The following is a 22526-nucleotide window of genomic DNA, read 5'->3' on the forward strand; positions in this document are numbered from 1 at the left end:
CTCTAGCACGATCGTAGTTAAGAAGGCGAGGAGGCGGGTCAAATCCGGCCTCCGGCACCGTTCAAGAATTGCATCCCCGTGTTACCGGTCCGCCCCGGCAAGGGCGGAGCGCCGCCTCTTGCGTCGGGCGCTCTGCCGCATCGGAAGCCGAAGCCGCAACGCAGGGGCGCTTCAAGGCGTCACCCCCAAACAAAAAGGCCCCCGGGCGATGCCGGGGGCCAGTTTGCAAGGGGGGTGCTTCGGATCAGAACTTGTAGTTCACACCGACGCGGGCGGTCTGGATGTTGCTGCCGACGGACAGCTGATCGCCGTTGGAGTAGTTGGTCTTGCTGTTGTCGAAGCCGAGGTACAGGTACTCGGCCTTGACCGTCCAGTTGTTGGTGATGGCGTACTCGAGGCCAGCACCGGCGGTCCAGCCCCACTTCAGGTTGCTGTCGGAGAAGCCGAAGGGGTCGGTGTACTTGGTGTTGGCATAGGCCACGCCGCCGGTGATGTACGGCAGGAAGCGGTCCATCGCATAGCCGAGGCGGGCACGGATGGTGCCGAAGTAGTCGACCTTCTGGTCGATCACGCCACCGCCGAGCGGGCCGCCGAGGAGCACGCCGCTGGTGTTGATGTCGGCCCAGTTGAAGTCCGTCTCGACGCCGAGCACGACGTTGTTAACGAACTGGTAGTTGTAGCCCATCTGCAGACCGCCGGTGAAACCGTTGGAGGTGCCGGGGTTGTAGCTGTAGGTGGGGGAGGCGAAGGGGGTGTAGTCGTAGGTGTTGTCAGCCCAGCCCCAGCCGACGTTGCCGCCGATATAGAAGCCGGTCCAGGAGAAGACCTGCACGGGGATCGGGGCGGCCTTCACCGGATAGCGGGTGGCCAGGTCGGCCGCGGAGGCGGTGCCGGCGAGGAGAACCAGGGCGGTGGCGCCCAGAAGTGCACGCTTCAACATGAGTATCTACCTTTGTGGTTTCGCCGGCCCCCTCCCGGAGGAGGTCGCCGTCGGGTGGTTCTTTCTTACAGCCCCCGCTGGGTGCCGTCTGTAGCGTTCGGGCCACACCGGGAAAATCAAACCGGGCAGAGATGTGGCCTTTTCCTAACTTTTCTTAATCTCCGCGACACAATGGCGCGTAAACGCGGCAGATTTGGGATGGTTCCCATGTTTTGCCGCATTTCTTTTCCTTACGTTACGTTCCCTGCTAGAAACGATAATTCACACCAGCCCGAAGAATATTGGCGTCAAAGCCAGTAGTAACGGGACCGACTGCAGTGGGAAACGTAGCGCTGCCCAAGTCTACATAAAGATATTCGAGCTTCGCGGACCAATTCCGGTCAAATCCTACCTCCGCCCCGAGGCCTAAAGTCCATCCGGTCTGGGTGGAGGAGGAGGTCAGGCTGAAGAAATCCGCGCTGCCCTGGCCATAGGCGAAGCCGCCGGTGCCGTAGACCAGCACGCGGTCGAACGAATAGCCGAGGCGGGCCCGGACAGTGCCGAGATTGTTCAGGCTGTAGGCGCCGGCCGACATGCCGGCGAAGTCGAAATCAGTCTCGACGCCCAGCACGAAGGGGCTGCCGAACTGGAAATTGTAGCCGGCCTGAAAGCCGCCCAGGAATCCGCCGGGGCTGCTGAAGGAGGAAGAGCCCCAGCCGTAGCCGGCATTGGCGCCAAGATAGAAGCCGGTCCACGTGAAGGCGGCGACGGGCTGCGCATAGGGCGCCGGATAGCCGAGGTCGGCCGCCCCGGCTGGTGAGGCGAGAGCGAGGCCCGCCACTGCAGCGGCGGAAGCAAGCAGACGGATACGCATGATCATCCCTCCGAGGGTCCGGCCGGTCGCGCCCGGCGTTTCGCGCACCCTCGCAGGGGAAACTTGCCCCTTTCTCTGCGGTTGCTCTCCTTCGCGCACATGGTTGATGCCGGGGTAACCATCTATGACATTGCGCTGAATGTGGATTTTTGGCCTTGTGCGGAGCTGTCGCGCGTCCCGGCCCGCGTTCGAATTTTCCTATGGTTGACGGCGGATGAAGAGAGGCGGCGAGGCCGTGCCGTTCCCTCCGGGCGCCCGGCGCATTACATACCCTTCCATGATCCGCCGCCGACCCTCCGACCCGCCCGAGATTGCCCTTGCCCGTCCCGATGGCGATGCGCCAGGCGAAGCCTTGCCGCCCGGAGCGGGGGAGGGGACGTCCGAAGAGACGGAAGAGGCCGTCCTTCTCGAGATCGACGCGGCGGAAGAGGCCGTCCCCGGCGAGGAGAGCCTTGCCACGGGGCGCGCCGCCATCGTCCGCGCGGTGAAGCACGCGCCCGGCGGCCCGGGCGTCTACCGCATGATCGCGGCGGACGGCACCGTGCTCTATGTGGGCAAGGCCAAGAGCATCAGGAAGCGCGTGCTCAGCTACACGCGCCCGGTGGGCCACACCAACCGCATCGCCCGCATGATCGCCGCGACGGCGCAAATGGAGTTCGTCTCCACCCGCACCGAACCCGAGGCGCTGCTGCTGGAGGCCAACCTCATCAAGCAGTTGAAGCCGCGCTTCAACGTGCTGCTGCGGGACGACAAATCCTTCCCCTACATCCTCATCACGGCCGATCACGTCTCGCCGCAGATCGCCAAGCATCGCGGCGCGCGCAACCGGCCCGGCGACTATTACGGGCCGTTCGCCAGCGTCTGGGCGGTGGACCGCACCATCAATGCGCTGGAACGCGCCTTCCTGCTGCGCTCCTGCTCCGACAGCTATTACGAGAACCGCACGCGCCCCTGCCTTCTCTTCCAGATCAAGCGGTGCTCCGGCCCCTGCACCGGCGAGGTGAGCCACCAGGACTATGCCGAGCTGGTGCGCGAGGCCCGCGCCTTCCTCTCCGGCCGCTCCCGCGCCATCAAGGAAGAGCTGGCGAAGGAGATGGAGCAGGCCGCCGAGGAACTGGAGTTCGAGCGCGCGGCCCGGTTGCGCGACCGTCTCGCCGCGCTCTCGGCCGTGCAGGGCTCGCAGGGCATCAATCCGCGCGGGGTGGAGGAGGCCGACGTGTTCGCCTGCCACCAGCAGGGCGGCGCCACCTGCGTGGAGGTGTTCTTTTTCCGCACCGGCCAGAACTGGGGCAACCGCGCCTATTATCCCCGCGCCGACCGCTCCCTGAGCGAGGCCGAGGTGCTGGGCGCCTTCCTCGCCCAATTCTACGAGGACAAGCCGTGTCCGCGCCTTCTCCTGCTGTCGCACAAGGTGGAGGAGCAGGAGCTTCTGGCCGAGGCCTTGTCCGAGAAGGCCGGCTACCGGGTCGAGATCGCCGTCCCCCAGCGCGGGGAAAAGCGCGATCTGGTGGATCATGCGATGCAGAATGCCCGCGAGGCGCTGGCCCGCACGCTGGCGGAGAGCGCCACGCAGGCGAAGCTGCTGGAGGGCGTCGCCGCCACCTTCGGCCTCAAGGCGCCGCCGCAGCGCATCGAGGTCTACGACAATTCCCACATCATGGGCACCAATGCGGTGGGCGGCATGATCGTGGCCGGGCCGGAAGGGTTCCGGAAGGCGCAATACCGCAAGTTCAACATCAAGTCGGCCGATCTCGTGCCGGGCGACGATTTCGGCATGATGCGCGAGGTGCTGACCCGCCGCTTCGCCCGCCTGCTGAAGGAGGCGCCGCGGGAGGGTATGGCTGCGGCCACCGAAGCCGCATCCCCCTCACCCCCGCCCTCTCCCGCGAGGGGAGAGGGCGTTCCGGGTGTGACGGGCGGGAACACCGAAGACCATACGGCAACGATTGAGGCCACCGCAGTGGTCGAAGAGCCGCTCGAGCCCCCTCTCCCCTTGCGGGAGAGGGTCGGGGTGAGGGGTGAAGACCCAGCCGTTGCCGAGGTGCCCGTCGAGCCTGAGGGCGAAGACGAGCCCGACGCCCTGCCCGACGCCACCGGCGCCTCGCCCTGGCCGGACCTCGTGCTGATCGACGGCGGCCTCGGCCAGCTCAATGCGGCGCGGAAGGTTCTGGAGGAACTGGGCATCACCGACGTGCCATTGGTGGGCATCGCCAAGGGGCTCGACCGCGAGGCGGGGCGCGAGCAGTTCTTCCTGCCCGGGCGCACGCCGTTCCGCATGGAGCCGCGCGATCCGGTGCTTTATTATATCCAGCGGCTGCGCGACGAGGCCCACCGCTTCGCCATCGGCTCCCACCGGGCGCGGCGCAAGAAGGACATCACGGAAGCCGGGCTTCAGGCCATTCCGGGGGTGGGTCCGACCCGCAAGCGCGCGCTGCTGCGCCACTTCGGCACACTCAAGGCCATCGAGCGCGCCTCGCTCGCCGATCTGGAACAGGTGGCGGGCATCAATGCCGGTACGGCCAAGGCGGTGTACGATTATTTCCACGAGCGACCTTCATCATGAAATCCCATCGAGGCTTTCGCCGGCCGCCCGCCCGGCCTAAATAGGGACGATGGCCGGCGCGATGCGCTCCATCGCCGCCGTGCTTTCTCAAGTGGTGCTCATGTCCGACGCAGCGACACGATCCGATGCCCCGCCCGCGACCGAGCGGCGTTCACGCGGGCATGCCCTGTCGCTGCCGAACATCCTCACCTATTCGCGCTGCGTGGCGGTGCCGCTGGTGGCCGCCAGCTTGTTCTGGTCGGATATCCTCGCCGGCGGGGTGTGGCTGCGCTGGGTCGCGCTGTTCATCTATGTGGCGGCAGCCATCACCGATTTCTTCGACGGCTATCTGGCGCGCGCCTGGTCGCAGCAATCCGCCATCGGGCGGATGCTCGATCCCATCGCCGACAAGCTGCTCGTCTCCACCTGCCTGCTGATGCTCGCATCCGACGGCACCATCCGGGGCTGGTCGCTCTGGGCGGCCATCGTGATCCTGTGCCGGGAGATCCTGGTCTCCGGCCTGCGTGAGTTCCTGGCCGAGCTTCGGGTGTCCGTCCCGGTCTCGCGCCTCGCCAAGTGGAAGACGACGCTCCAACTCGTCGCGGTGGGCGTCCTCATCACCGGCACGGCGGGCGAGGCGGTGCTGCCGGGGGTTACGCTGGTGGGTCTGACACTCCTGTGGATCTCGGCCGTGCTCACGCTCTACACCGGCTACGATTATTTCCGCGCCGGCGCCCGCCATCTGGTGGAGGACGAGCGGTGAAGGTGCTCTACTTCGCCTGGCTGCGCGAACGCGTGGGGCTTGCCGAGGAAGACGTTGCGCCTCCGGCCGAGGTTGCCACCGTTTCCGACCTCGCCCGATGGCTAGCGGGGCGGGACGAGGCCCATGCCCACGCCTTCGACAATCCCGCCATCGTGCGCGCCGCCATCGACCGCCGCCATGTGAAGCCCGACGCCGCCATCGCCGGCGCGCGGGAGGTGGCCTTCTTCCCGCCCATGACCGGGGGCTGAGGCCCATGTTCGCCGTCCGCATCCAGCGTGAGCCCTTCGACGCCGTTGCGGAAAGCGCCGCGCTGGCGGCCGGCCGGACGGATGTTGGCGCCATCGTCACCTTCACCGGCCTCTGCCGCGCCGATACCGGCCCGGACGGGACGGGCCTCGCCGCCCTGACGCTGGAGCATTATCCCGGCATGGCGGAGGAAGAGATCGAGCGCCACCTGGAAGAGGCGCGCCGCCGTTGGCCGCTCACCGGGGCCATCGTCGTGCATCGCCACGGGCGGCTGGAGCCGGGCGATCCCATCGTGTTCGTCGCCACCGCCTCGTCCCACCGCGCCGCCGCCTTCGCCGCGGCCGAATTCCTGATGGACTGGCTGAAGACCAGCGCCCCCTTCTGGAAGAAGGAGGAGCCGGCCGATGCCGCCCGCCCCGCCGGCTGGGTCGAGGCCAAGGCCAGCGACGACGCGGCCGCGGACCGCTGGCGGGGGTAGGGGTCACACGAGGAAGGCGCCGTGGACCCAGCCGGTCTTCTGCGCGATGCCGGCTTCGTCGAGCACATTCACCATCACCCAATTGCCGCTTCGCTCCACGGGCTCCACGACGGTGCCGTCGGCGAGCAACTCCAGCACACCGGAGCCGACGCCGGGTCCGTTGCGCAGATTGAGGCCGGAAGGCGAGCGCACGGTCAGGGTGTTCGGCCCATCCACGGCACGGTCGCCCAGCAGCTGATTGCGGAAGCGCGCCATGTCGAACGCCGGGCCGGGATCCCATTTGCGATCCCGGGCGATGTCGTCGTGACCGAGGATGGTGTCGACCCTGTAGGTCTTCACCAACTCCCGCGCGATGCCCATGGCGGTGGCGATCTGCGCCTGCGGATAGGGCTCCCAGCCGATGGGGGCATCCGTGGGCAGGTAGGGGTTCCCATTCTTGTGCGGGGCGATGAACGGCTCGGGGATGGGCACGCCCGTATAGGATGACCAGCCCGCCCCGCTGCGCTTGAGATAGCCCCAGTTGGCGAGCTCGATCCCGAACGACTTGTTGTTGAAGGACGTGAGCCCGCCCCAGGAGGATTTCCCGGCGTGATTGGCGGCCGTGTCGAAATCCACGCACTGGATGACTGTGCCGTCGCGATCCACCACGACGTGCGCCGAGACCTTTTTCGGGCCGTCGCGAAACCACTCGGCGCTGGATTTCGCCGAAGCCCCGTAGGTGAAGTGCATGATGAGGATCGACGGCTGGCGTGCGAAGGCGCCGCCGGTGTTCTGCGCGGGCGACATGATCCGCGTGACGAGCCGGCCGTTCTCGATCAGCCGGTGACGTTGGTCGATGGTGAAAGCCATGGGTGCCCCCTGTTGCGTCCCAACGGCCATGCAATCATTAAGTGTATAAAATGGTAAGCTCAATCTTAAGCATATGTCGCGTTCGTGATCCGGCAGCCACACCGTCCGGCCTTGAGCGCTTCCGCTCCGGCCCCCTTCCGCCCCGGACCCCTTGCGCCGCGGCATCGGCCGCGTCTATGAAAACGGACGCTCGCTTTTCAAGAACCGGCAAACGGTCCCCGCGCAGGTGAGAGAAACGTTACCGGGAATAACTTCATGGATTTCCGCGTCTCGCTGGACGGGCGCTCCGCGTTGGTGACGGGAGCGTCCGGCGGTCTTGGTGCGTATTTCGCCGGCCGGCTGGCGGCCTCGGGCGCGAAGGTCGCGCTCGCCGCGCGCCGTGCCGAGGCCTGCGCCGCCCTCGCCGACGAAATCAACGCCGCCGGCGGCACGGCGATCGCCGTCGCCCTGGACGTGACCGACCCCGCCTCGGCGCCCGCCGCCGTCGCCGCCACGGTCAAGGCTTTCGGAGGCCTCGACATCCTCGTGAACAATGCCGGCGTCACCGGCACCACGCCGCTCATGGACGAGACGGCCGAGGATTTCGGCCGCATCATCGACACCAACCTCAAGGGCTCCTTCCTCGTCGCCCAGGCGGCGGCGCGGGCCATGGCCGAGGCGAAGAGCGGCGGCTCCATCATCAATGTCGCCTCCATCCTCGGTCTGCGTGTCGCCGGGCAGGTGGCGGCCTATGCGGCATCCAAGGCGGCGCTGGTGCAGCTCACCAAGTCCATGGCGCTGGAATGGGCGCGCCATTCCATCCGCGCCAATGCCTTGTGCCCGGGCTATGTGGAGACCGACCTCAACCGCGACTTCTTCGCCACCGAGGCGGGGCAGGCGCTGGTGCGGCGCATTCCCACCCGGCGGCTCGGCGCTCTGGCTGATCTGGAGGGCCCGCTGCTGTTCCTCAGTTCCGATGCCTCTGCCTACGTGACGGGCACGACGCTGGTGGTCGACGGCGGCCACCTCGTCTCCTCGCTTTGATTGCGCTGCGGACCCGCTTCCGCTTCGCCTCATGTCCCAATAAGTTCATCTCGATGCCAGCGCCCCAGGGAGCGCCCAGGAGGAAGTGATGCGACACAAGGTGTATCCGGACGCAAAGAGTGCCCTGGAGGGCATCGTTTCGGACGGCATGACGGTCATGGCGGGCGGCTTCGGCCTGTGCGGCATCGCCGAGAACCTGATCGCGGCGATCCGCGATCTCGGCCCCAAGCACCTCACCGTGGTGTCCAACAATTGCGGCGTGGACGATTTCGGCCTCGGCATCCTGCTCGCCAACGGCCAGATCAAGAAGATGATCTCGTCCTACGTGGGCGAGAACAAGCTGTTCGAGAAGCTCTATCTCGGCGGCGAGCTGGAGCTGGAATTCAACCCGCAGGGCACGCTGGCCGAGCGCATCCGCGCCGGCGGTGCCGGCATCGCCGGCTTCTACACCAAGACCGGCTACGGCACGATCATCGCCGAGGGCAAGCCGACCCGCGAGTTCAACGGCCAGCATTACGTGCTGGAGACCGGCCTCGTCGCCGACCTCTCCATCATCAAGGCGTGGAAGGCCGACAAGGAAGGCAACCTGATCTATCGGAAGACCGCGCGGAACTTCAATCCGATGATGGCCACCGCCGGCAAGATCACCGTCGTCGAGGTGGAGGAACTGGTGGAGATCGGCGAGCTCGATCCCGAGAACATCCACACCCCCGGCATCTATGTGGACCGCATCGTGGTCGAGGTCGGCGCCGAGAAGCGAATCGAGAAGGTGACCACCCGCAAGCGTGAAGAGGTGAAGTGATGGCCTGGACCCGTGAGCAGATGGCGGCCCGCGCCGCCCAGCAGATCCGCGACGGCTTCTACGTGAACCTCGGCATCGGCATCCCCACCCTCGTCGCCAACGCGCTGCCGCCCGGCATGACCGTGAGCTTCCAGAGCGAGAACGGCATGCTCGGCATCGGCCCCTTCCCCTATGAGGGCGAGGAGGACCCCGATCTCATCAATGCCGGCAAGCAGACCGTGACCGAGGTGCCGGACACCTCTTATTTCTCCTCGTCCGATTCGTTCGCCATGATCCGCGGCGGACACATGGACCTCTCCATCCTCGGCTCCATGCAGGTGTCCGAGCAGGGCGACATCGCCAATTGGATGGTGCCCGGCAAGATGGTGAAGGGCATGGGCGGCGCCATGGACCTCGTGGCCGGCGCCAAGGAAGTCATCGTGCTCATGGAGCATGTGGAGAAGTCCGGCGCGCCCAAGCTGGTCACGCGCTGCACGCTGCCCCTCACCGGGACGCATGTGACCGACTTCGTGATCACCGACCTCGCCGTGTTCGAGTTTACCAAGCGTGGCGGCACGCTGGTGCTGAAGGAACTGGCGCCGGGCGTCACCCTCGACGAGATCAAGGCCAAGACCGAGGCGAAGTTCGAGGTCGGGCTCGCCTGATCGCGCGCCACGAGAACGGTTCGGAAAGGCGCCCTCGGGGGCGCCTTTTTCGTTTGGGGGAGCTTCAGGCGGCTTTTCTGGCGATACCAAGATCCGGCAGAGCGAGGCTCACGTCGGCGGCATCGAGGATGGCGCGCCACTGCGGCCCGCGCAGCACGCCGTATTCCACCTCCCGCTGGTGGGTGAGGGGATCGCGGGCGACGAGCGGGTCGTCCACCCGGCCCGGATGGACCATCACCAGCCCGCCGTCCGGGACGCCGGCGAGGAAATGGCCGAGCAGCGTCGCGAAATCATGGTCGCCGGAGAAATCGTAGGCGCCGCCGAAGCCCCGGTTGGTGGCGAGCCCCGCGCGGGCCGCATCGCGGGCGAAGCCGGCGGAGAAGGCGCCAATCAGCCGGCCCTTGATGTCGAGGCCGTTGAGCGCGCCGCGCGCGGGCGTCACGTCCCGCAGGAAGGCGTGGGGGGCGTGGCGGGCGGTGGCGGCAATCACCGCCGTCCGGATCACCGGTAGGACATGGACGTGCTGGTGGCCGTCCACATGGTCCGGCGGGCGGCCAAAGGCGTCGTGGAAGGCGGCGAACTGCGCCTCCACCTCGGCCGCGACCGCCTTGGCATCGAGCCGGCGCGAGAGTGCCGAGAGCAGCAGCTTTGGCAGGGAGGCGAAGGTGCCGGATGGCTCGGCCATGCCGGCGGTCAACGGCGCGAAGGCCCCGGTGAGGGTGACATGCAGGCCGATGCTGGCGCCCGTGTCCGCCGCCGCATCGTCGAGCGCCCGCGCGGCGGGGGCGAGGCCGTCGAACACGGTCATCACTGACGTGGCGTTGATCCGCCGATCGGCGATCAACGCCGCGATGGCCTCGGAGACTCCGGGAGAAATCGCGTAGTCGTCGGCGCAGAGGATGACGCGCTTCATGGCTCCCCCCGCGAGGCAAGCACCGCCGGATGGGAAATCACCTGCGCCTGTCCATGCCCGGGCAGCTCTAGCCCCGCCTCGGGCGCGCGGTTGAAGACGTGGTCGGCCACATAATAGACCGGCCGCGCCTTGATCTCGGACAGGATGCGGGCGATGTACTCGCCCATCAGCCCCATCACCAGCAATTGCGTGCCGCCGATCACCATCAGGCCCACGACGATGGACGGATAGCCGGGCAAGGGAATGCCCCACACCAGGCGCTCCACCACGATCCAGCCGCCGTAAAACAGGGCGAGGCCCGCCAGCGCCGCGCCGAACAGGGCGGCGAGCCGGAGGGGGGCAGGGGAGAAGGAGGTCAAAGCCTCCATGGACAGGCCGAGCAGCCGCAGGAAATTGAACGAGGTCGAGCCATGCGCCCGGGCGGCCGGGCGATAGGGCACGGCCACCTGCCGGAAGCCGATCCAGCTGGTCAGTCCCTTGAAGAAGCGGTTGCGCTCGGGCATCCGCCGCAAGGCCGCCGCGGCACGCGGAGACAGGATGCGGAAATCGGCCGCGTCTTCGGGAATGGGCGTGGCGGCGCCGAAATTCAGCAGTCTGTAGAAGATGCGCACGAAGGTGCGCCGGCTCGCGGCCTCGTCGGAGCGATCCGCCTTCACCGCATAGGCAACGTCCCAGCCCTCATCCCGCCACAGGCCGATGAAGGTCGGGATCATCTCCGGCGGATGCTGGCCGTCGCCGTCCATGAACATCACCGCGTCGCCTCGCGCATGGTCGTGACCGGCCATGAGGGCGGCTTCCTTGCCATAGTTGCGGCTCAGCGCCACCACCTGCACGTCCACCCGTTCATGCGGGAGGGACGCGGCGATCGCGGCTGAGCCGTCGCGGCTGCCGTCGTCCACATAGACGATCTCGATCCGCATCCCGCGCCGCTCGGCCTCTGCCGCTGCGATCGACGTGACGCGATCGTGGAACTCCGGCAGGCCGGCCGCCTCATTATAGAGCGGTATTACGATGCTCAAGTCTGGTGTCATGATACTGCCATCGATCCCGCGCCGGGGATTGAAACCGCATGTAGCCGGGCCTGCGCGAATTTGCGCAAAAATTTTTTGGATGGGCGGGAACCGCAGGTCGAAGCCGGCGTTTCCTCATCAGCGCGATCATCCCCCCCAAGTGATCGTGCCATTGGCGCGGCCGCTTTCCCCCAAAGCGGCCGCGTCGTCATTTCTGGGGTGCATGGGCCTGATCCGGTCATTTCCTGCCGCGCTCACGCGGCCCCGAAGACCGGAGCCGATTGCGCCACATCAAGACCTGAGACTTTGGGCGAGTTTAGGGTAAGGTCGCGTCGTTCAAACGGCCGAACGGGGGCCTTCCCATATGATTCGCGACATTCTGGTCAATCTCGCCCAAGGGGTCGAGACGGACGTCGCCTGCGACTACGCGGCGAGCCTTGCCGCCAGCTTCGGTGCGCACCTCACCGGCCTGTCGGTGGCCTATGAGATCGACGTGCCGCCCTTTTACATGGGCGCTCTGCCGACAGACTTCATCGATGCCCAGGTGCTGGAGAACCAGGCCGCCGCCGAAAAGGCGGCTGCGCGCTTCTCCGCCGCCGCCGCGGCCGCGGGCCTGTCGCACGAGGTGCGCAGCCTGTCCGCCTCGCTTGGGGTCGCCGCCAACAGCTTCGCGGAACTGGCGCGGCTTTATGACCTCACGGTCGTTGCCCAGCCCGATCCCGACCGGCCCGGCCCGGAAGAGGTGATCTCCGAGACGGTGCTGATGGAGTCCGGCCGCGCCGTGCTCGTCGTGCCCTACGTGCAGACCAAGCCCTTCACCGCCGAGCGGGCGGTGGTGGCCTGGGACGGCAGCCGCCCGGCCGCGCGCGCCCTTGCCGAGGCCCTGCCCCTGCTGCACCGCACCAAGGTGGTGGAGATTTTCCGCGTGGTCACCCATCCCGACGACGAGGACGTCGCCGGTGCGGACGTGGCCCGCCATCTGTCGCGCCATGGCCTGACCGCCACCGTGCGGAAGTTGCCCGTTGGCTCGGGTGAATCCGTGGCCTCGGCCATTCTGAACGAGGTTTCCGACCAGGGCGCCGACCTCGTGGTCATGGGCGGCTACAACCATTCCCGCCTGCGCGAGATGATCATCGGCGGCGTCACGCGGGAAATCCTCAACACCATGACGGTCCCGGTGCTGATGGCCCACTGAGGCCGCTCAGACCGGACCGAAACAAAAATGCCCCGGCCTTGGCCGGGGCATTTTCGTATGCACAGAGGTGTCCGGGCGAGGATCAGTCCTCGTCGTCCTCGGCCTCGTTCTTCTTGGAGCCGCCGAGCTTGGCGAACACGGTCTCGAGGTCGAGGCTCTCGCGCCCCTTGCGCGGCTCTTCCTCATGCTCGTCATGGCCGGTGGTCACATCGGCGGGCAGCAGGGTGGCGCCGCGATCCTCATGGCCGGCGGTGGCCGGACGGTCCTTGGCGGCGCGCTGGACTTCCAGGTCGAGGTCGATCTGGCTGCACAGGCCGAGCGTCACCGGGTCCATGGGGGAGAGCTGGGGCGAATTCCAGTGGGTCCGGTCACGGATGGACTGGATGGTCGCCTTGGTCGTGCCGACCAGACGGATGATCTGCGCGTCCTTCAGCTCGGCATGGTTGCGCAGCAGCCAGAGGATGGCGTTGGGCCGGTCGTGGCGACGCGACACCGGGGTATAGCGCGGGCCGCGACGCTTCTTCTGCTCGGGCAGGCGCACCTTGGGGTCGAGCAGGCGGAGCCGCCGGTTGTGGTCCTTCTCCGCGAGGGTGATCTCGTCGCGGGAGAGCTGGCCGGTGGAGATGGGGTCGAGCCCCTTGATCCCCTGCGCCACCTCGCCGTCGGCGATGCCCTTCACCTCAAGCGGGTGGAGCTTGCAGAAGTCGCCGATCTGCTCGAAGGAGAGCGCCGTATTGTCCACGAGCCAGACGGCGGTGGCCTTGGGCATCAAAGGTACGTTCGACATGACGGCCTCTTCGGCTTGTTGGTCTATCGGGCCCGTCGGACTGGGACGCGCCGGTCATGGAAAGAATGGGCCGGGCATATGCGTCTTCGCCTGGCCACCCCGGCTTCGGGGCGGACCGCGGAATGCATCGCATGTGTCCGGGATAGCGCCAACATAAGGCGACGGGGCAGAAGTTGCAATTGCCGTGGCGTGCCGGGCCAGGAATTCGCCGCCGAAGCTTGACACCGGCCAAAGGAGGTCGCCAATTCGCGCCATGTCCGACACTCCCATCGTGCCCGACCATGATGCCGCGCCCGCCGAAAGGCCGCCGCTGAAAGTCCTTCTCGCGGCGCCGCGCGGCTTCTGCGCCGGCGTGGTCCGCGCCATCGATGCCGTGGAGCAGGCGCTCAAGCTCTATGGTGCGCCGGTCTATGTGCGGCACGAGATCGTGCACAACAAATACGTGGTGGAAGACCTGAAGCGAAAGGGCGCCATCTTCGTGGAGGAGCTCGACGAGGTTCCGGACACCACAGCGCCGGTCATCTTCTCCGCACACGGCGTGCCGAAGTCGGTGCCGGAGGAGGCCGCAGGCCGCAACCTCTTCGCCATCGACGCCACCTGCCCGCTGGTCACCAAGGTGCATCGCGAGGCGCAGGTCCACTTCAAGCGGGGCCGTCACATCCTGCTCATCGGCCACAAGGGCCATCCGGAGGTTGTGGGCACCATCGGCCAACTGCCGGACGGCGCGTTTACGCTGATCGAGACGGCCGAGGAGGCCGAGCGGGTGACGCCGCCGGACGCTGAAAATCTCGCTTATGTGACGCAGACCACCCTGTCGCTGGACGACACGGCGGAAATGGTCGCCATCCTGCGCCGGCGCTTTCCGAAGCTTTCCGAGCCGCACAAGGAAGACATCTGCTACGCCACCACCAACCGGCAGGAGGCCGTGAAGGTCATCGCGCCGAAGGTGGATGCGCTGATCGTGGTGGGCGCACCCAATTCCTCCAATTCCCAGCGCCTGCGCGAGGCAGCGGAACGGGCCGGATGCCCCCGCTCGGCTTTGGTGCAGCGGGCGGCCGACATCGACTGGTCCGTATTCTCCGGCCTCTCCAGCCTCGGCGTCACCGCCGGTGCGTCGGCCCCGGAAGTGCTGGTGGAGGAGATCATCGACGCCTTCGCAGCGCGCTACGACGTGCACGTGGAGACCGTGACCTCCTCGGAAGAAGACGTCTTTTTTCCCCTGCCGCGCGTGCTGCGGCCCGACGCGGCGGCGGAGTAGAGCGTGGCGGTCTATACGGATGTGGCGCCGGCCGAGCTTGAGGCTTTCCTCTCCGGCTACGACATCGGCACGCTGACCTCCTTCCACGGCATCGCCGAGGGGGTGGAGAATTCCAACTTCCTGGTCCAGACCACCACCGGAAGCTTCATCCTCACCCTCTACGAGAAGCGGGTGAAGCGCGAGGATCTGCCGTTTTTCGTCGGCCTCATGCAGCACCTCGCCGCGCGCGGGCTCTCCTGCCCGGAGCCGGTGGCGGCGCGCTCCGGCGCGATCCTCGCGGAAGTCGCGGGGCGGCCGGCGGCGATGGTCACGTTCCTGCCGGGCGTCTCGGTGCGCCGTCCCACCGCCCACCATTGCGCAGAGCTTGGACGGGGCCTTGCCCAGTTGCATCTGGCCGGTGCTGATTTTCCGCTGAAGCGGGCGAATGCCCTGTCCGTAGCGGGCTGGCGGCCGCTGTTCGAGGCGGCCGGCGCGGCGGCGGACACGGTGGCGCCGGGCCTGTCCGCCACGGTCGCGGCCGAGCTTGCCGTGCTGGAGACGGGCTGGCCGCAGGACCTGCCTTCGGGCGTGATCCATGCCGATCTCTTCCCGGACAACGCCTTCTTCCTCGACGACGCACTCTCGGGGATCATCGACTTCTATTTCGCCTGCACGGACTTCCTCGCCTATGACGTGGCCATCTGCCTGAATGCCTGGTGCTTCGAGGCGGATGGGGCCTACAACGTCACCAAGGGGCGGGCGCTGCTTGCCGGCTATGAAGCCGTGCGGCCTCTGTCCGAGCCCGAGAAGGCGGCGCTGCCGCGCCTCGCCCGCGGTGCCGCCCTGCGCTTCCTTTTGACCCGCCTCGTGGACTGGCTGAACGTTCCGGAAGGGGCGCTGGTGCGGCCCAAGGACCCGTTGGAATATCTGAAGAAGCTGCGCTTCCACCAGGCGGTGGAGCGGGCGCAGGATTACGGTCTCGCCGCATGAAGTCCGTGGAAATCTTCACCGATGGGGCTTGCTCCGGCAATCCCGGCCCCGGCGGCTGGGGCGCGCTGCTGCGCTTCGGCGCGCACGAGAAGCCGCTCTGCGGCGGCGAAGGGCTGACCACCAACAACCGCATGGAGCTGATGGGCGCCATCTCTGCCCTTGAGGCACTCAAGGAGCCGTGCGCGGTCGATCTCCACACCGACAGCGAGTACCTGAGGAACGGCGTCACCAAGTGGATGCACGGCTGGAAGCGCAACGGCTGGCGCACCGCCGACAAGAAGCCGGTGAAGAACCAGGACCTCTGGGAGCGGCTGGACGAGGCGCTCAAGCGGCACGAGATCCGCTGGCACTGGGTGAAGGGCCACGCCGGCCACGCCGAGAACGAGCGCGCCGACGAACTCGCCCGCGAGGGCATGGCCCCGTTCAAGCTGAAGGCCCGCCTCGGCGGGTAGGGGGCTGCTGCTTGGCCGGCTCCGGCCTGCGGGAGATCGCGGCAAGCCTCACCATGGCCGAGCTTTCCGACCCGCTCACCTTTCCGACCGGGGGCGATGCAACGTGGCGGGCTGAGGCTTTCCTTGCCGCGCGCGGGCCATTAGGGTCCGGCCACCCCTTCGCCAGACCGCCGGCCGCCCGCACCCCATGTTCCGCAACATTCTCTCCGTCGGCGGCCTGACGCTGCTCTCGCGCCTCGCCGGCTTCATCCGCGACGTGGTGATGGCGGCGGTGCTCGGCGCCGGGCCGGTGGCCGACGCCTTCCTCATCGCCTTCCGTCTGCCGAACCATTTCCGCGCCATCTTCGCCGAAGGGGCCTTCAACGCCGCCTTCGTGCCGACCTATGCCCGGCTCAGGGAGCAGGACGGGGTGCCGGTGGCGCGTGGGTTCGCCGACGAGATCCTCACCGCCATGACGCTGGTGCATTTGGTGCTGCTGGCGTTGGCGCTGGGCTTCACGCCGCAGTTCGTCTCGCTGCTGGCGCCGGGCCTCGCCGAGGATGGCCAACGCTTCGACCTCGCGGTCACGCTCACCCGCATCACCTTCCCCTATCTGGCGCTCATCTCCATCGCGACGCTGGTGACGGGCGCGCTCAATGCCTCCGACCGCTTCGCCGTCGCGGCCGCCGCGCCCATCCTGCTGAACGTGTGCATGGTGAGCACCCTGCTAGGTGCGGCGCTGTTCCCCACCGCCGGCCATGCGGCGGCCTGGGGCGTGCTCATCTCGGGCGTGGCGCAGCTGTTCGTCGTGGGGGTGGATGCGGAGCGGCACGGCATCGGGCTGCGCTTCGCCCGGCCGAAGCTCGATCCGGGCACCCGGCAGTTCCTCAAGGCGCTTGGGCCGGCCATCATCGGCTCGGCCGGGGTGCAGATCGCGCTGTTCGCCGACACCATCATCGCCACCTTCCTGCCGGTGGGCGCGCTCTCCGCGCTCTATTACGCGGACCGGATCAACCAACTGCCCATCGGCGTGGTCGGCATCGCGGTCGGCACCGTGCTGCTGCCGGAGATGTCGCGGCGCCTCGCCGCCAAGGACGATGCGGGCGCCGCGCACGCGCAGGCGCGCTCCATCGAACTGGCGGCGCTACTCGCCATCCCGTTCGTTGCCGCGGCCCTTCTCGTGCCGGACCTGACCATGCGGGCGCTGTTCGCCCGTGGCGCCTTCACGGTGGCCGATGCGGCGGATGCGGCCGCGACGCTTCGGGCCTACGGCTTCGGCCTTCTCGCCTTCGTGGTGGTCCGCGCCTTCATCGCGCCCTTCCATGCACGGGGCGACACCAAGACGCCCATGATCGCGTCCCTCAGCGCCGTCGCGCTCAACGTGGCGCTCAAGTTCGCGCTCATGGGCAGCCTCGCGCAGGTGGGGCTCGCCTTCGCCACCGCCGTGGGCGGCTGGCTGAATGTCGGACTGCTGGTGCTGTTCGCCATCCGCCGGGGCTATCCGGTGGGCGATGCGGCGCTCGGGGGCCATCTGGTGCGGCTCGCGGCGTTGCTTGTGGTGGTGGGCGCGGCGCTGGTGGGGGCGCAGGCGGCGGCCGCGGCGGCGCTGCCGGCCGGCCTGTGGGCGCGCGAGGAGATCATGCTGGCGCTGGTGGTGACGGGCGGCGGCGCCGCCTATCTGGCCGGCCTGTGGCTGCTGCTCGGGCGCGGATTCATCGCGGGCGTCATCGGCCGCAGGAGGCCTGCGCCGCCAAAAGCCTGATCCGCTGGAGCCGTTCCAAATGGACGGTCAACAAATCGTCTCTTTTGCAACGCACCCGCGCTGTGCTATCGATCCGCCGATTTTCCGGTCTCGGCTCATCGGTTGCGGGAGGTGCCGAACCTTCTCCGAAATGAACAAGCGCGGACACCCGTCCGTCCAGGAGCCGGATGCCCATGTCGCCTGCCCCGCGTCTTTCCCTGCCCCGTCCCGCCGTGTCCGTCGCTGCGGCCGTTCCGGTGCTCGCACTCGCGCTGGCGCTCGCCGGCTGCGGCCAGCCCACCGCGCAGCAGCAGGGTGCCCCCCCGCCGCCCCAGGTGACGGTGGCTACCCCCACGTCCGCGAACGTCACCGACACCGACGAATATGTCGGCCGCTTCGTCGCCATCGATGAAGTGAACGTGCGGGCCCGCGTCTCCGGCTATCTGGACAAGATCGGCTTCACCGACGGCCAGATGGTGAAGGAGGGCGACGTGCTCTTCACCATCGACCAGCGCCCGTTCAAGATCGCGGTGGATCAGGCCCAGGCCAATCTCGCCCAGGCCAAGGCCAATCTCGACTTCACCAAAGCGGACCTCGAGCGCGCCCGCACGCTGTTGGAGGACAAGACCTCCAACGCCATCTCCAAGCAGGCCTTCGACCAGCGCACCCAGGCCGAGCGCACCGCCGCCGCCATCGTGCAGTCGCAGGAGGCGCAGGTGCGCTCCGCCCAGCTCGACCTCGGCTTCACCGAGGTGAAGGCGCCGGTGTCGGGCAAGATCGGCGACCGCCGGGTGTCCGTCGGCAACTACGTCACGGGCGGCACGGGCGGCACTCCCACGCTTCTGGCCGTGATCGTCTCCACCGACCCGATCCGCTTCGAGTTCACCATCGACGAGGCCTCGCTGCTGCGCCTGACCCGCCGCCAGGGCGGCACCGACTTCAAGGGCGAGCCGGTGACGCTGCGGCTGATCGACGACAAGGACTTCGTCCACAAGGGCAAGCTCGACTTCCTCAACAACGTCGTCGACCGCGAGACCGGGACCATCCGCGGCCGCGCGGTGTTCGACAACAAGGACGGCCTGTTCCGCCCCGGCATGTTCGCGCGCCTGAGGCTCCAGTCGTCCGACCCCTATCAGGCGCTGGTGGTGCCGGATGTCGCCATCGGCACCGAGCAGGTGAAGAAGTTCGTCTATGTGGTCGGGCCGGAGAACAAGGTCAGCCAGAAGTTTGTCACCCTGGGTCCGCTGCAGGGCGACATGCGGGTGATCCGCGAGGGGCTAGCGCCGGACGACAAGGTGGTGGTGAACGGCCTCATGCGGGTGCGTCCCGGGGTGACGGTGACGCCGCAGGCCGCCGGGGCCCAGCCCGCTGCCGGTGCGCCGGCCGGTTCCGCCAACGCCGCCGCCAAGTAAGGAGAAGCCCTCATGCGCTTCTCCCACTTCTTCATCGACCGTCCCATCTTCGCCTCGGTGGTGTCGGTGGTGGTCATCATCCTCGGCGCGGTCTCCTACCTGCGCCTGCCGGTGGCCCAGTATCCGGATATCGCTCCCCCCGTGATCACGGTCACGGGCCAATATCCCGGCGCCTCGGCGGAAATCGTCGCCGAGACGGTGGTCGCGCCCATCGAGCAGCAGATCAACGGCGTCGAGAAGATGATCTATCTGTCGTCGAACTCGACGGCGGACGGTCGCTTCTCCATCTCCGTCACCTTCGACATCGGCACCAACCTCGACATCGCTCAGGTGCAGGTGCAGAACCGCGTTGCCATCGCCGCCCCACGCCTGCCGGCCGAGGTGCAGCAGGTGGGCGTCGTCACGGCCAAGGCCTCGCCCGACCTTCTGCTGGTGGTCAGCCTCTATTCGCCGGACGGCTCGCGCGATCCGCTGTTCATCTCGAACTTCGCCAATATCGAGGTGAAGGACGTGCTGTCGCGCATCGACGGCGTCGGCTCCATCACCGTGTTCGGCTCGCGCGAATATGCGATGCAGATCTGGCTCGATCCGGACCGGCTCTCCGCCCTTAACCTCACCACCACGGATGTCGTGGCGGCGTTGAAGGCGCAGAACGTGCAGGTGGCCTCCGGCATCCTCAACCAGCCGCCGGTGCCCAACCAGCGGGCGTTCCAGATCGCGGTGCGCACTCTCGGCCGCCTGTCCGATCCCCAGGCCTTCTCCGACATCGTCATCAAGCAGACCGACCAGGCGCTGGTGCGGCTGAAGGATGTGGGCCGGGTCGAGATCGCGGCGCAGGACTATGCGTCCACCTCGTTCCTCGACAAGGACATCTCCATCAACCTCGGCATCTTCCAGCGGCCGGGGTCGAACGCGCTCGCCACCGGCAACGCGGTGGTGGCGGAGATGGCCCGCATCGGCAAGACCTTCCCGGCGGGCCTGAAGTACGCGATCTATTACAACCCGACCGAGTTCATCCAGCAGTCGGTCGATGCGGTGGTGCACACCATCGGCGAGGCCATCGTGCTGGTGGTGCTGGTGGTGATCCTGTTCCTGCAGACGTGGCGGGCGGCGATCATCCCCATCCTCGCCATCCCGATCTCGCTCATCGGCACCTTCTTCGTCATGGCGCTGTTCGGCTTCTCGCTGAACAACCTCTCGCTGTTCGGCCTGGTGCTCGCCATCGGCATCGTGGTGGACGACGCCATCGTGGTGGTGGAGAACGTGGAGCGCAACATCGAGGCGGGGCTCTCCCCGCGTGATGCGGCGTACAAGACCATGGACGAGGTGGGCGGGGCGCTGGTCGCCATCTCCCTCGTGCTGTCGTCGGTGTTCATTCCCACCGCCTTCATCACCGGCATCTCGGGCGAGTTCTACCGCCAGTTCGCGCTCACCATCGCGGGCTCGACGCTGATCTCGCTCCTCGTCTCGCTGACCCTCTCGCCGGCCATGTGCGCGCTGCTCTTGAAGCCGCACCGGTCGAAGCACGAGAAGCCGGCGTGGTACGCCCGGCCCATCGTCGGCTTCTTCGGCCTGTTCAACCGGGGCTTCGAGAAGGTCGGCAACGGCTATGCCTGGATGTCGGCCCGCCTCGTGCGGTTCGTCGCCCTCGTGCTCATCGTCTACGCCGGCATCGTCGGCTTCGGTGGCTGGCTGTTCGCCACCACGCCGCAGGGCTTCATCCCGCAGCAGGATCGCGGCTACCTCATCGTCGTCGCGCAGCTGCCGCCGGGCGCCTCCATGCAGCGCACGGAAGACGTGATGAAGCGCGCCGGCAATCTGGTGCTGGGCACGCCCGGCGTCGGCCACATCGTCAACATCGCCGGCTTCTCGGGCGCCACCTTCACCAATGCCCCGAACGCCGGCGCCATGTTCGTGATCCTCGATCCGTTCACTTCGCGCGCGGGGCATCCCGACCAGACGGCGGCCGCCATCCAGAAGGTGCTGTTCGGCAAGGTGGCGTCCATCCAGGAAGCCCAGATGATCGTGGTGCAGCCGCCGCCCGTGCAGGGCATCGGCAATGCCGGCGGCTTCCGCATGATGCTGGAGGACCGCTCCGGCGCGGGTCTCCTCGCTCTGCGCAATGCCACCTACGCCATGATGGGCGCGGCGGCGCAAACGCCGGGGCTGATGCAGGTCTACTCCTTGTTCGAGACCTCGACGCCCCAGCTCTTCCTCGACATCGACCGGCAGAAGGCGCAGCTGCTCCAGGTCAACGTCGCCGACGTGTTCTCGGCGTTGCAGACCTATATCGGCTCGTCCTACGTCAACGATTTCAACCTGTTCGGCCGCACCTTCCGGGTGCAGGCGCAGGCCGACGCGCCGTTCCGCCTCGACCCCAAGGACGTGCTCTCGATCCGGGTGCGCTCGGCCAACGGGCAGACGGTGCCGCTCGGCTCCTTCACCACCGTGCGCGACATTTCCGGCCCCTACCGCGTGCCGCGCTACAACCTCTATCCCACCGCCGAGCTCGACGGCTCCCCGGCTCCTGGCTATTCGCAGGGCCAGGCCATCCAGATCATGCAGGATCTGGCCGCCAAGGTGCTGCCGCAGGGCTTCTCCTATGAATGGACGGCGCTGGCCTACCAGCAGCAGCGCGCCGGCAACACCGCCATCTTCGCCTTCGCGCTCGGCGTGGTGTTCGTGTTCCTGGTGCTGGCGGCGCAGTACGAGAGCCTGACATTGCCGCTGGCGGTCATCCTCATCGTGCCCATGTGCCTTGTCGCGGCGCTGATCGGCGTGATCCTGAGGGGGCAGGACAACAACATCCTGACCCAGGTGGGCTTCATCGTGCTCATCGGCCTCGCGGCGAAGAACGCGATCCTCATCGTGGAATTCGCCAAGCAGCTGGAGGACCAGGGACACGGCCGGCGCGAGGCGGCGGTGGAGGCGGCGCGGCTGCGCCTGCGTCCCATCATCATGACCTCGCTGGCCTTCATTCTCGGCGTGGTGCCGCTGGTGTGGGCCACCGGCGCCGGCGCCGAGCTGCGGCAGGCGTTGGGCACGGCGGTGTTCTCGGGCATGATCGGCGTGACGCTGTTCGGCCTTGTCTTCACCCCGGTGTTCTACGTCTTCGCGCGCTGGATCGCGTCCCTCGGCAAGCGCCGTGCGGCCGAAGCGCCGCCCCCGTCCCATCCCGCTCCGGCGGAGTGAGGACGACCTGACCCAAACGCAAACGGGCGGCCCTTCGGCCGCCCGTTTCGTTTCATCACCGAGATGTCAGCGTCGCGAGTCGCGGCGCGACTTCAGCCACTTGATACGGTTGACGATTTGCTGGGGCTGGTAGGGCTTGTCGACGCCCGGACCGTCCTCGCAGAGGTTGGTGGCGTGGGCGGCCGCCATGGCGGTGGAGCCGGCCAGTATCACGTCGATCTCCGGGTGCGCGTCGCGCAGCCACTGAGAGAGGGCGAAGCCCTCGCGGTCGCCGGTGGCGGACGCATCCGCCAGCACCACCTCGACCCGTTCGGCCTCGACCTCGAGGATGATCTCGGCCTCGGCGCCGGTCGCGGCTTCGAGCACCTCGTAGCCGCAATTGCGCAGATATTCCGCGATGACGTGGCGGACGAGAATCTCGGTTTCGACCACGAGAACGACGGGCGGAAGCTCGTTCGGACGGTTATCGTTCATCACT

Annotated in this window: 21 protein-coding genes; 14 read left to right on the top strand and 7 right to left on the bottom strand. The window is 67.6% G+C overall.

What is annotated here, in order from left to right; all coding sequences use genetic code 11:
• Positions 1–244: 244 nt before the first annotated feature.
• Entirely contained in the window at positions 245–940 is a 696-nt protein-coding gene (locus tag V5F63_RS03120; RefSeq protein ID WP_209487663.1) for an outer membrane protein, read from the bottom strand.
• 247 nt (positions 941–1187) lie between these two features.
• Positions 1188–1793, bottom strand: coding sequence for an outer membrane protein (locus V5F63_RS03125; RefSeq protein WP_209487664.1), 606 nt, complete (start codon positions 1791–1793; stop codon positions 1188–1190).
• Positions 1794–2070: 277 nt separating this feature from the next.
• Here V5F63_RS03125 and uvrC point away from each other — a divergent pair, with 277 nt between their 5' ends.
• The 4 genes from uvrC (at position 2071) to V5F63_RS03145 (ending at position 5822) form a co-directional block, all read left to right on the top strand.
• Positions 2071–4356, top strand: coding sequence for an excinuclease ABC subunit UvrC (gene uvrC, locus V5F63_RS03130; protein ID WP_209487665.1), 2286 nt, complete (start codon positions 2071–2073; stop codon positions 4354–4356).
• A gap of 100 nt (positions 4357–4456) precedes the next feature.
• Positions 4457–5098, top strand: a complete 642-nt coding sequence (pgsA, locus tag V5F63_RS03135) for a CDP-diacylglycerol--glycerol-3-phosphate 3-phosphatidyltransferase (RefSeq protein ID WP_394029589.1) — start codon at positions 4457–4459, stop codon at positions 5096–5098.
• On the top strand, positions 5095–5346 hold the full coding sequence (gene moaD / locus V5F63_RS03140; RefSeq protein WP_209487666.1) for a molybdopterin converting factor subunit 1: 252 nt from the start codon (positions 5095–5097) through the stop codon (positions 5344–5346). The genes pgsA and moaD overlap by 4 nt, the downstream gene beginning before the upstream one ends.
• 5 nt (positions 5347–5351) lie before the next feature.
• Positions 5352–5822, top strand: a complete 471-nt coding sequence (locus V5F63_RS03145) for a molybdenum cofactor biosynthesis protein MoaE (protein WP_209487667.1) — start codon at positions 5352–5354, stop codon at positions 5820–5822.
• A gap of 3 nt (positions 5823–5825) precedes the next feature.
• Here V5F63_RS03145 and V5F63_RS03150 read toward each other — a convergent pair whose 3' ends face one another.
• Entirely contained in the window at positions 5826–6671 is an 846-nt protein-coding gene (locus tag V5F63_RS03150; protein WP_394101558.1) for an N-acetylmuramoyl-L-alanine amidase, read from the bottom strand.
• A 255-nt stretch (positions 6672–6926) separates the two neighbouring features.
• Here V5F63_RS03150 and V5F63_RS03155 point away from each other — a divergent pair, with 255 nt between their 5' ends.
• The 3 genes from V5F63_RS03155 (at position 6927) to V5F63_RS03165 (ending at position 9140) form a co-directional block, all read left to right on the top strand.
• Positions 6927–7694 carry a glucose 1-dehydrogenase gene (locus V5F63_RS03155; RefSeq protein WP_394101559.1) on the top strand — a complete coding sequence of 256 codons (768 nt, stop codon included), beginning with the start codon at positions 6927–6929 and terminating at the stop codon, positions 7692–7694.
• 88 nt (positions 7695–7782) lie between these two features.
• Positions 7783–8496, top strand: coding sequence for a CoA transferase subunit A (locus V5F63_RS03160; RefSeq protein ID WP_209487670.1), 714 nt, complete (start codon positions 7783–7785; stop codon positions 8494–8496).
• The gene (locus V5F63_RS03165; protein ID WP_209487671.1) at positions 8496–9140 is read left to right on the top strand and encodes a CoA transferase subunit B; all 645 of its coding nucleotides are present in this window, start codon (positions 8496–8498) and stop codon (positions 9138–9140) included. Before V5F63_RS03160 ends, V5F63_RS03165 begins: the two co-directional genes overlap by 1 nt.
• A 64-nt stretch (positions 9141–9204) precedes the next feature.
• Here the strand turns inward: V5F63_RS03165 and V5F63_RS03170 are convergent, their stop codons facing one another.
• Positions 9205–10053, bottom strand: coding sequence for a ChbG/HpnK family deacetylase (locus tag V5F63_RS03170; RefSeq protein ID WP_394101560.1), 849 nt, complete (start codon positions 10051–10053; stop codon positions 9205–9207).
• Entirely contained in the window at positions 10050–11084 is a 1035-nt protein-coding gene (locus tag V5F63_RS03175) for a glycosyltransferase family 2 protein (protein WP_209487673.1), read from the bottom strand. Before V5F63_RS03175 ends, V5F63_RS03170 begins: the two co-directional genes overlap by 4 nt.
• Before the next feature lie 343 nt (positions 11085–11427).
• On the opposite strand from V5F63_RS03175, the gene V5F63_RS03180 reads away from it, so the two are divergent.
• Complete coding sequence (locus V5F63_RS03180) at positions 11428–12258, top strand: universal stress protein (protein WP_209487674.1); 831 nt, start codon at positions 11428–11430, stop codon at positions 12256–12258.
• 82 nt (positions 12259–12340) lie between these two features.
• Here V5F63_RS03180 and V5F63_RS03185 read toward each other — a convergent pair whose 3' ends face one another.
• Positions 12341–13045 carry a DUF1013 domain-containing protein gene (locus V5F63_RS03185; protein ID WP_209487675.1) on the bottom strand — a complete coding sequence of 235 codons (705 nt, stop codon included), beginning with the start codon at positions 13043–13045 and terminating at the stop codon, positions 12341–12343.
• A 253-nt stretch (positions 13046–13298) separates the two neighbouring features.
• Between V5F63_RS03185 and ispH the strand changes: the two genes are divergently transcribed.
• The 6 genes from ispH to V5F63_RS03215 all read left to right on the top strand — a co-directional run bounded on the left by ispH (position 13299) and on the right by V5F63_RS03215 (position 22048).
• Complete coding sequence (gene ispH, locus V5F63_RS03190) at positions 13299–14303, top strand: 4-hydroxy-3-methylbut-2-enyl diphosphate reductase (protein ID WP_209487676.1); 1005 nt, start codon at positions 13299–13301, stop codon at positions 14301–14303.
• Positions 14304–14306: 3 nt separating this feature from the next.
• Positions 14307–15272, top strand: coding sequence for a homoserine kinase (thrB, locus tag V5F63_RS03195; RefSeq protein ID WP_394101561.1), 966 nt, complete (start codon positions 14307–14309; stop codon positions 15270–15272).
• The gene (gene rnhA, locus V5F63_RS03200) at positions 15269–15724 is read left to right on the top strand and encodes a ribonuclease HI (RefSeq protein WP_394101562.1); all 456 of its coding nucleotides are present in this window, start codon (positions 15269–15271) and stop codon (positions 15722–15724) included. Before thrB ends, rnhA begins: the two co-directional genes overlap by 4 nt.
• A 187-nt stretch (positions 15725–15911) precedes the next feature.
• Positions 15912–17465, top strand: coding sequence for a murein biosynthesis integral membrane protein MurJ (gene murJ, locus V5F63_RS03205; protein ID WP_394101563.1), 1554 nt, complete (start codon positions 15912–15914; stop codon positions 17463–17465).
• Positions 17466–17638: 173 nt separating this feature from the next.
• A complete protein-coding gene (locus V5F63_RS03210) occupies positions 17639–18856 on the top strand; it encodes an efflux RND transporter periplasmic adaptor subunit (RefSeq protein WP_394101564.1) in 1218 nt (405 codons plus the stop codon).
• A gap of 12 nt (positions 18857–18868) precedes the next feature.
• Positions 18869–22048 (top strand): efflux RND transporter permease subunit, encoded by a 3180-nt coding sequence (locus tag V5F63_RS03215; protein WP_394029487.1) that lies wholly within the window; start codon positions 18869–18871, stop codon positions 22046–22048.
• Between the two features lie 66 nt (positions 22049–22114).
• Here the strand turns inward: V5F63_RS03215 and V5F63_RS03220 are convergent, their stop codons facing one another.
• The gene (locus V5F63_RS03220) at positions 22115–22522 is read right to left on the bottom strand and encodes a response regulator (RefSeq protein WP_394101565.1); all 408 of its coding nucleotides are present in this window, start codon (positions 22520–22522) and stop codon (positions 22115–22117) included.
• Positions 22523–22526: the final 4 nt, after the last annotated feature.

The organism is Xanthobacter wiegelii (genome assembly GCF_043193855.2).
In the GTDB taxonomy this organism is placed as follows: Bacteria; Pseudomonadota; Alphaproteobacteria; order Rhizobiales; family Xanthobacteraceae; genus Xanthobacter; species Xanthobacter flavus_A.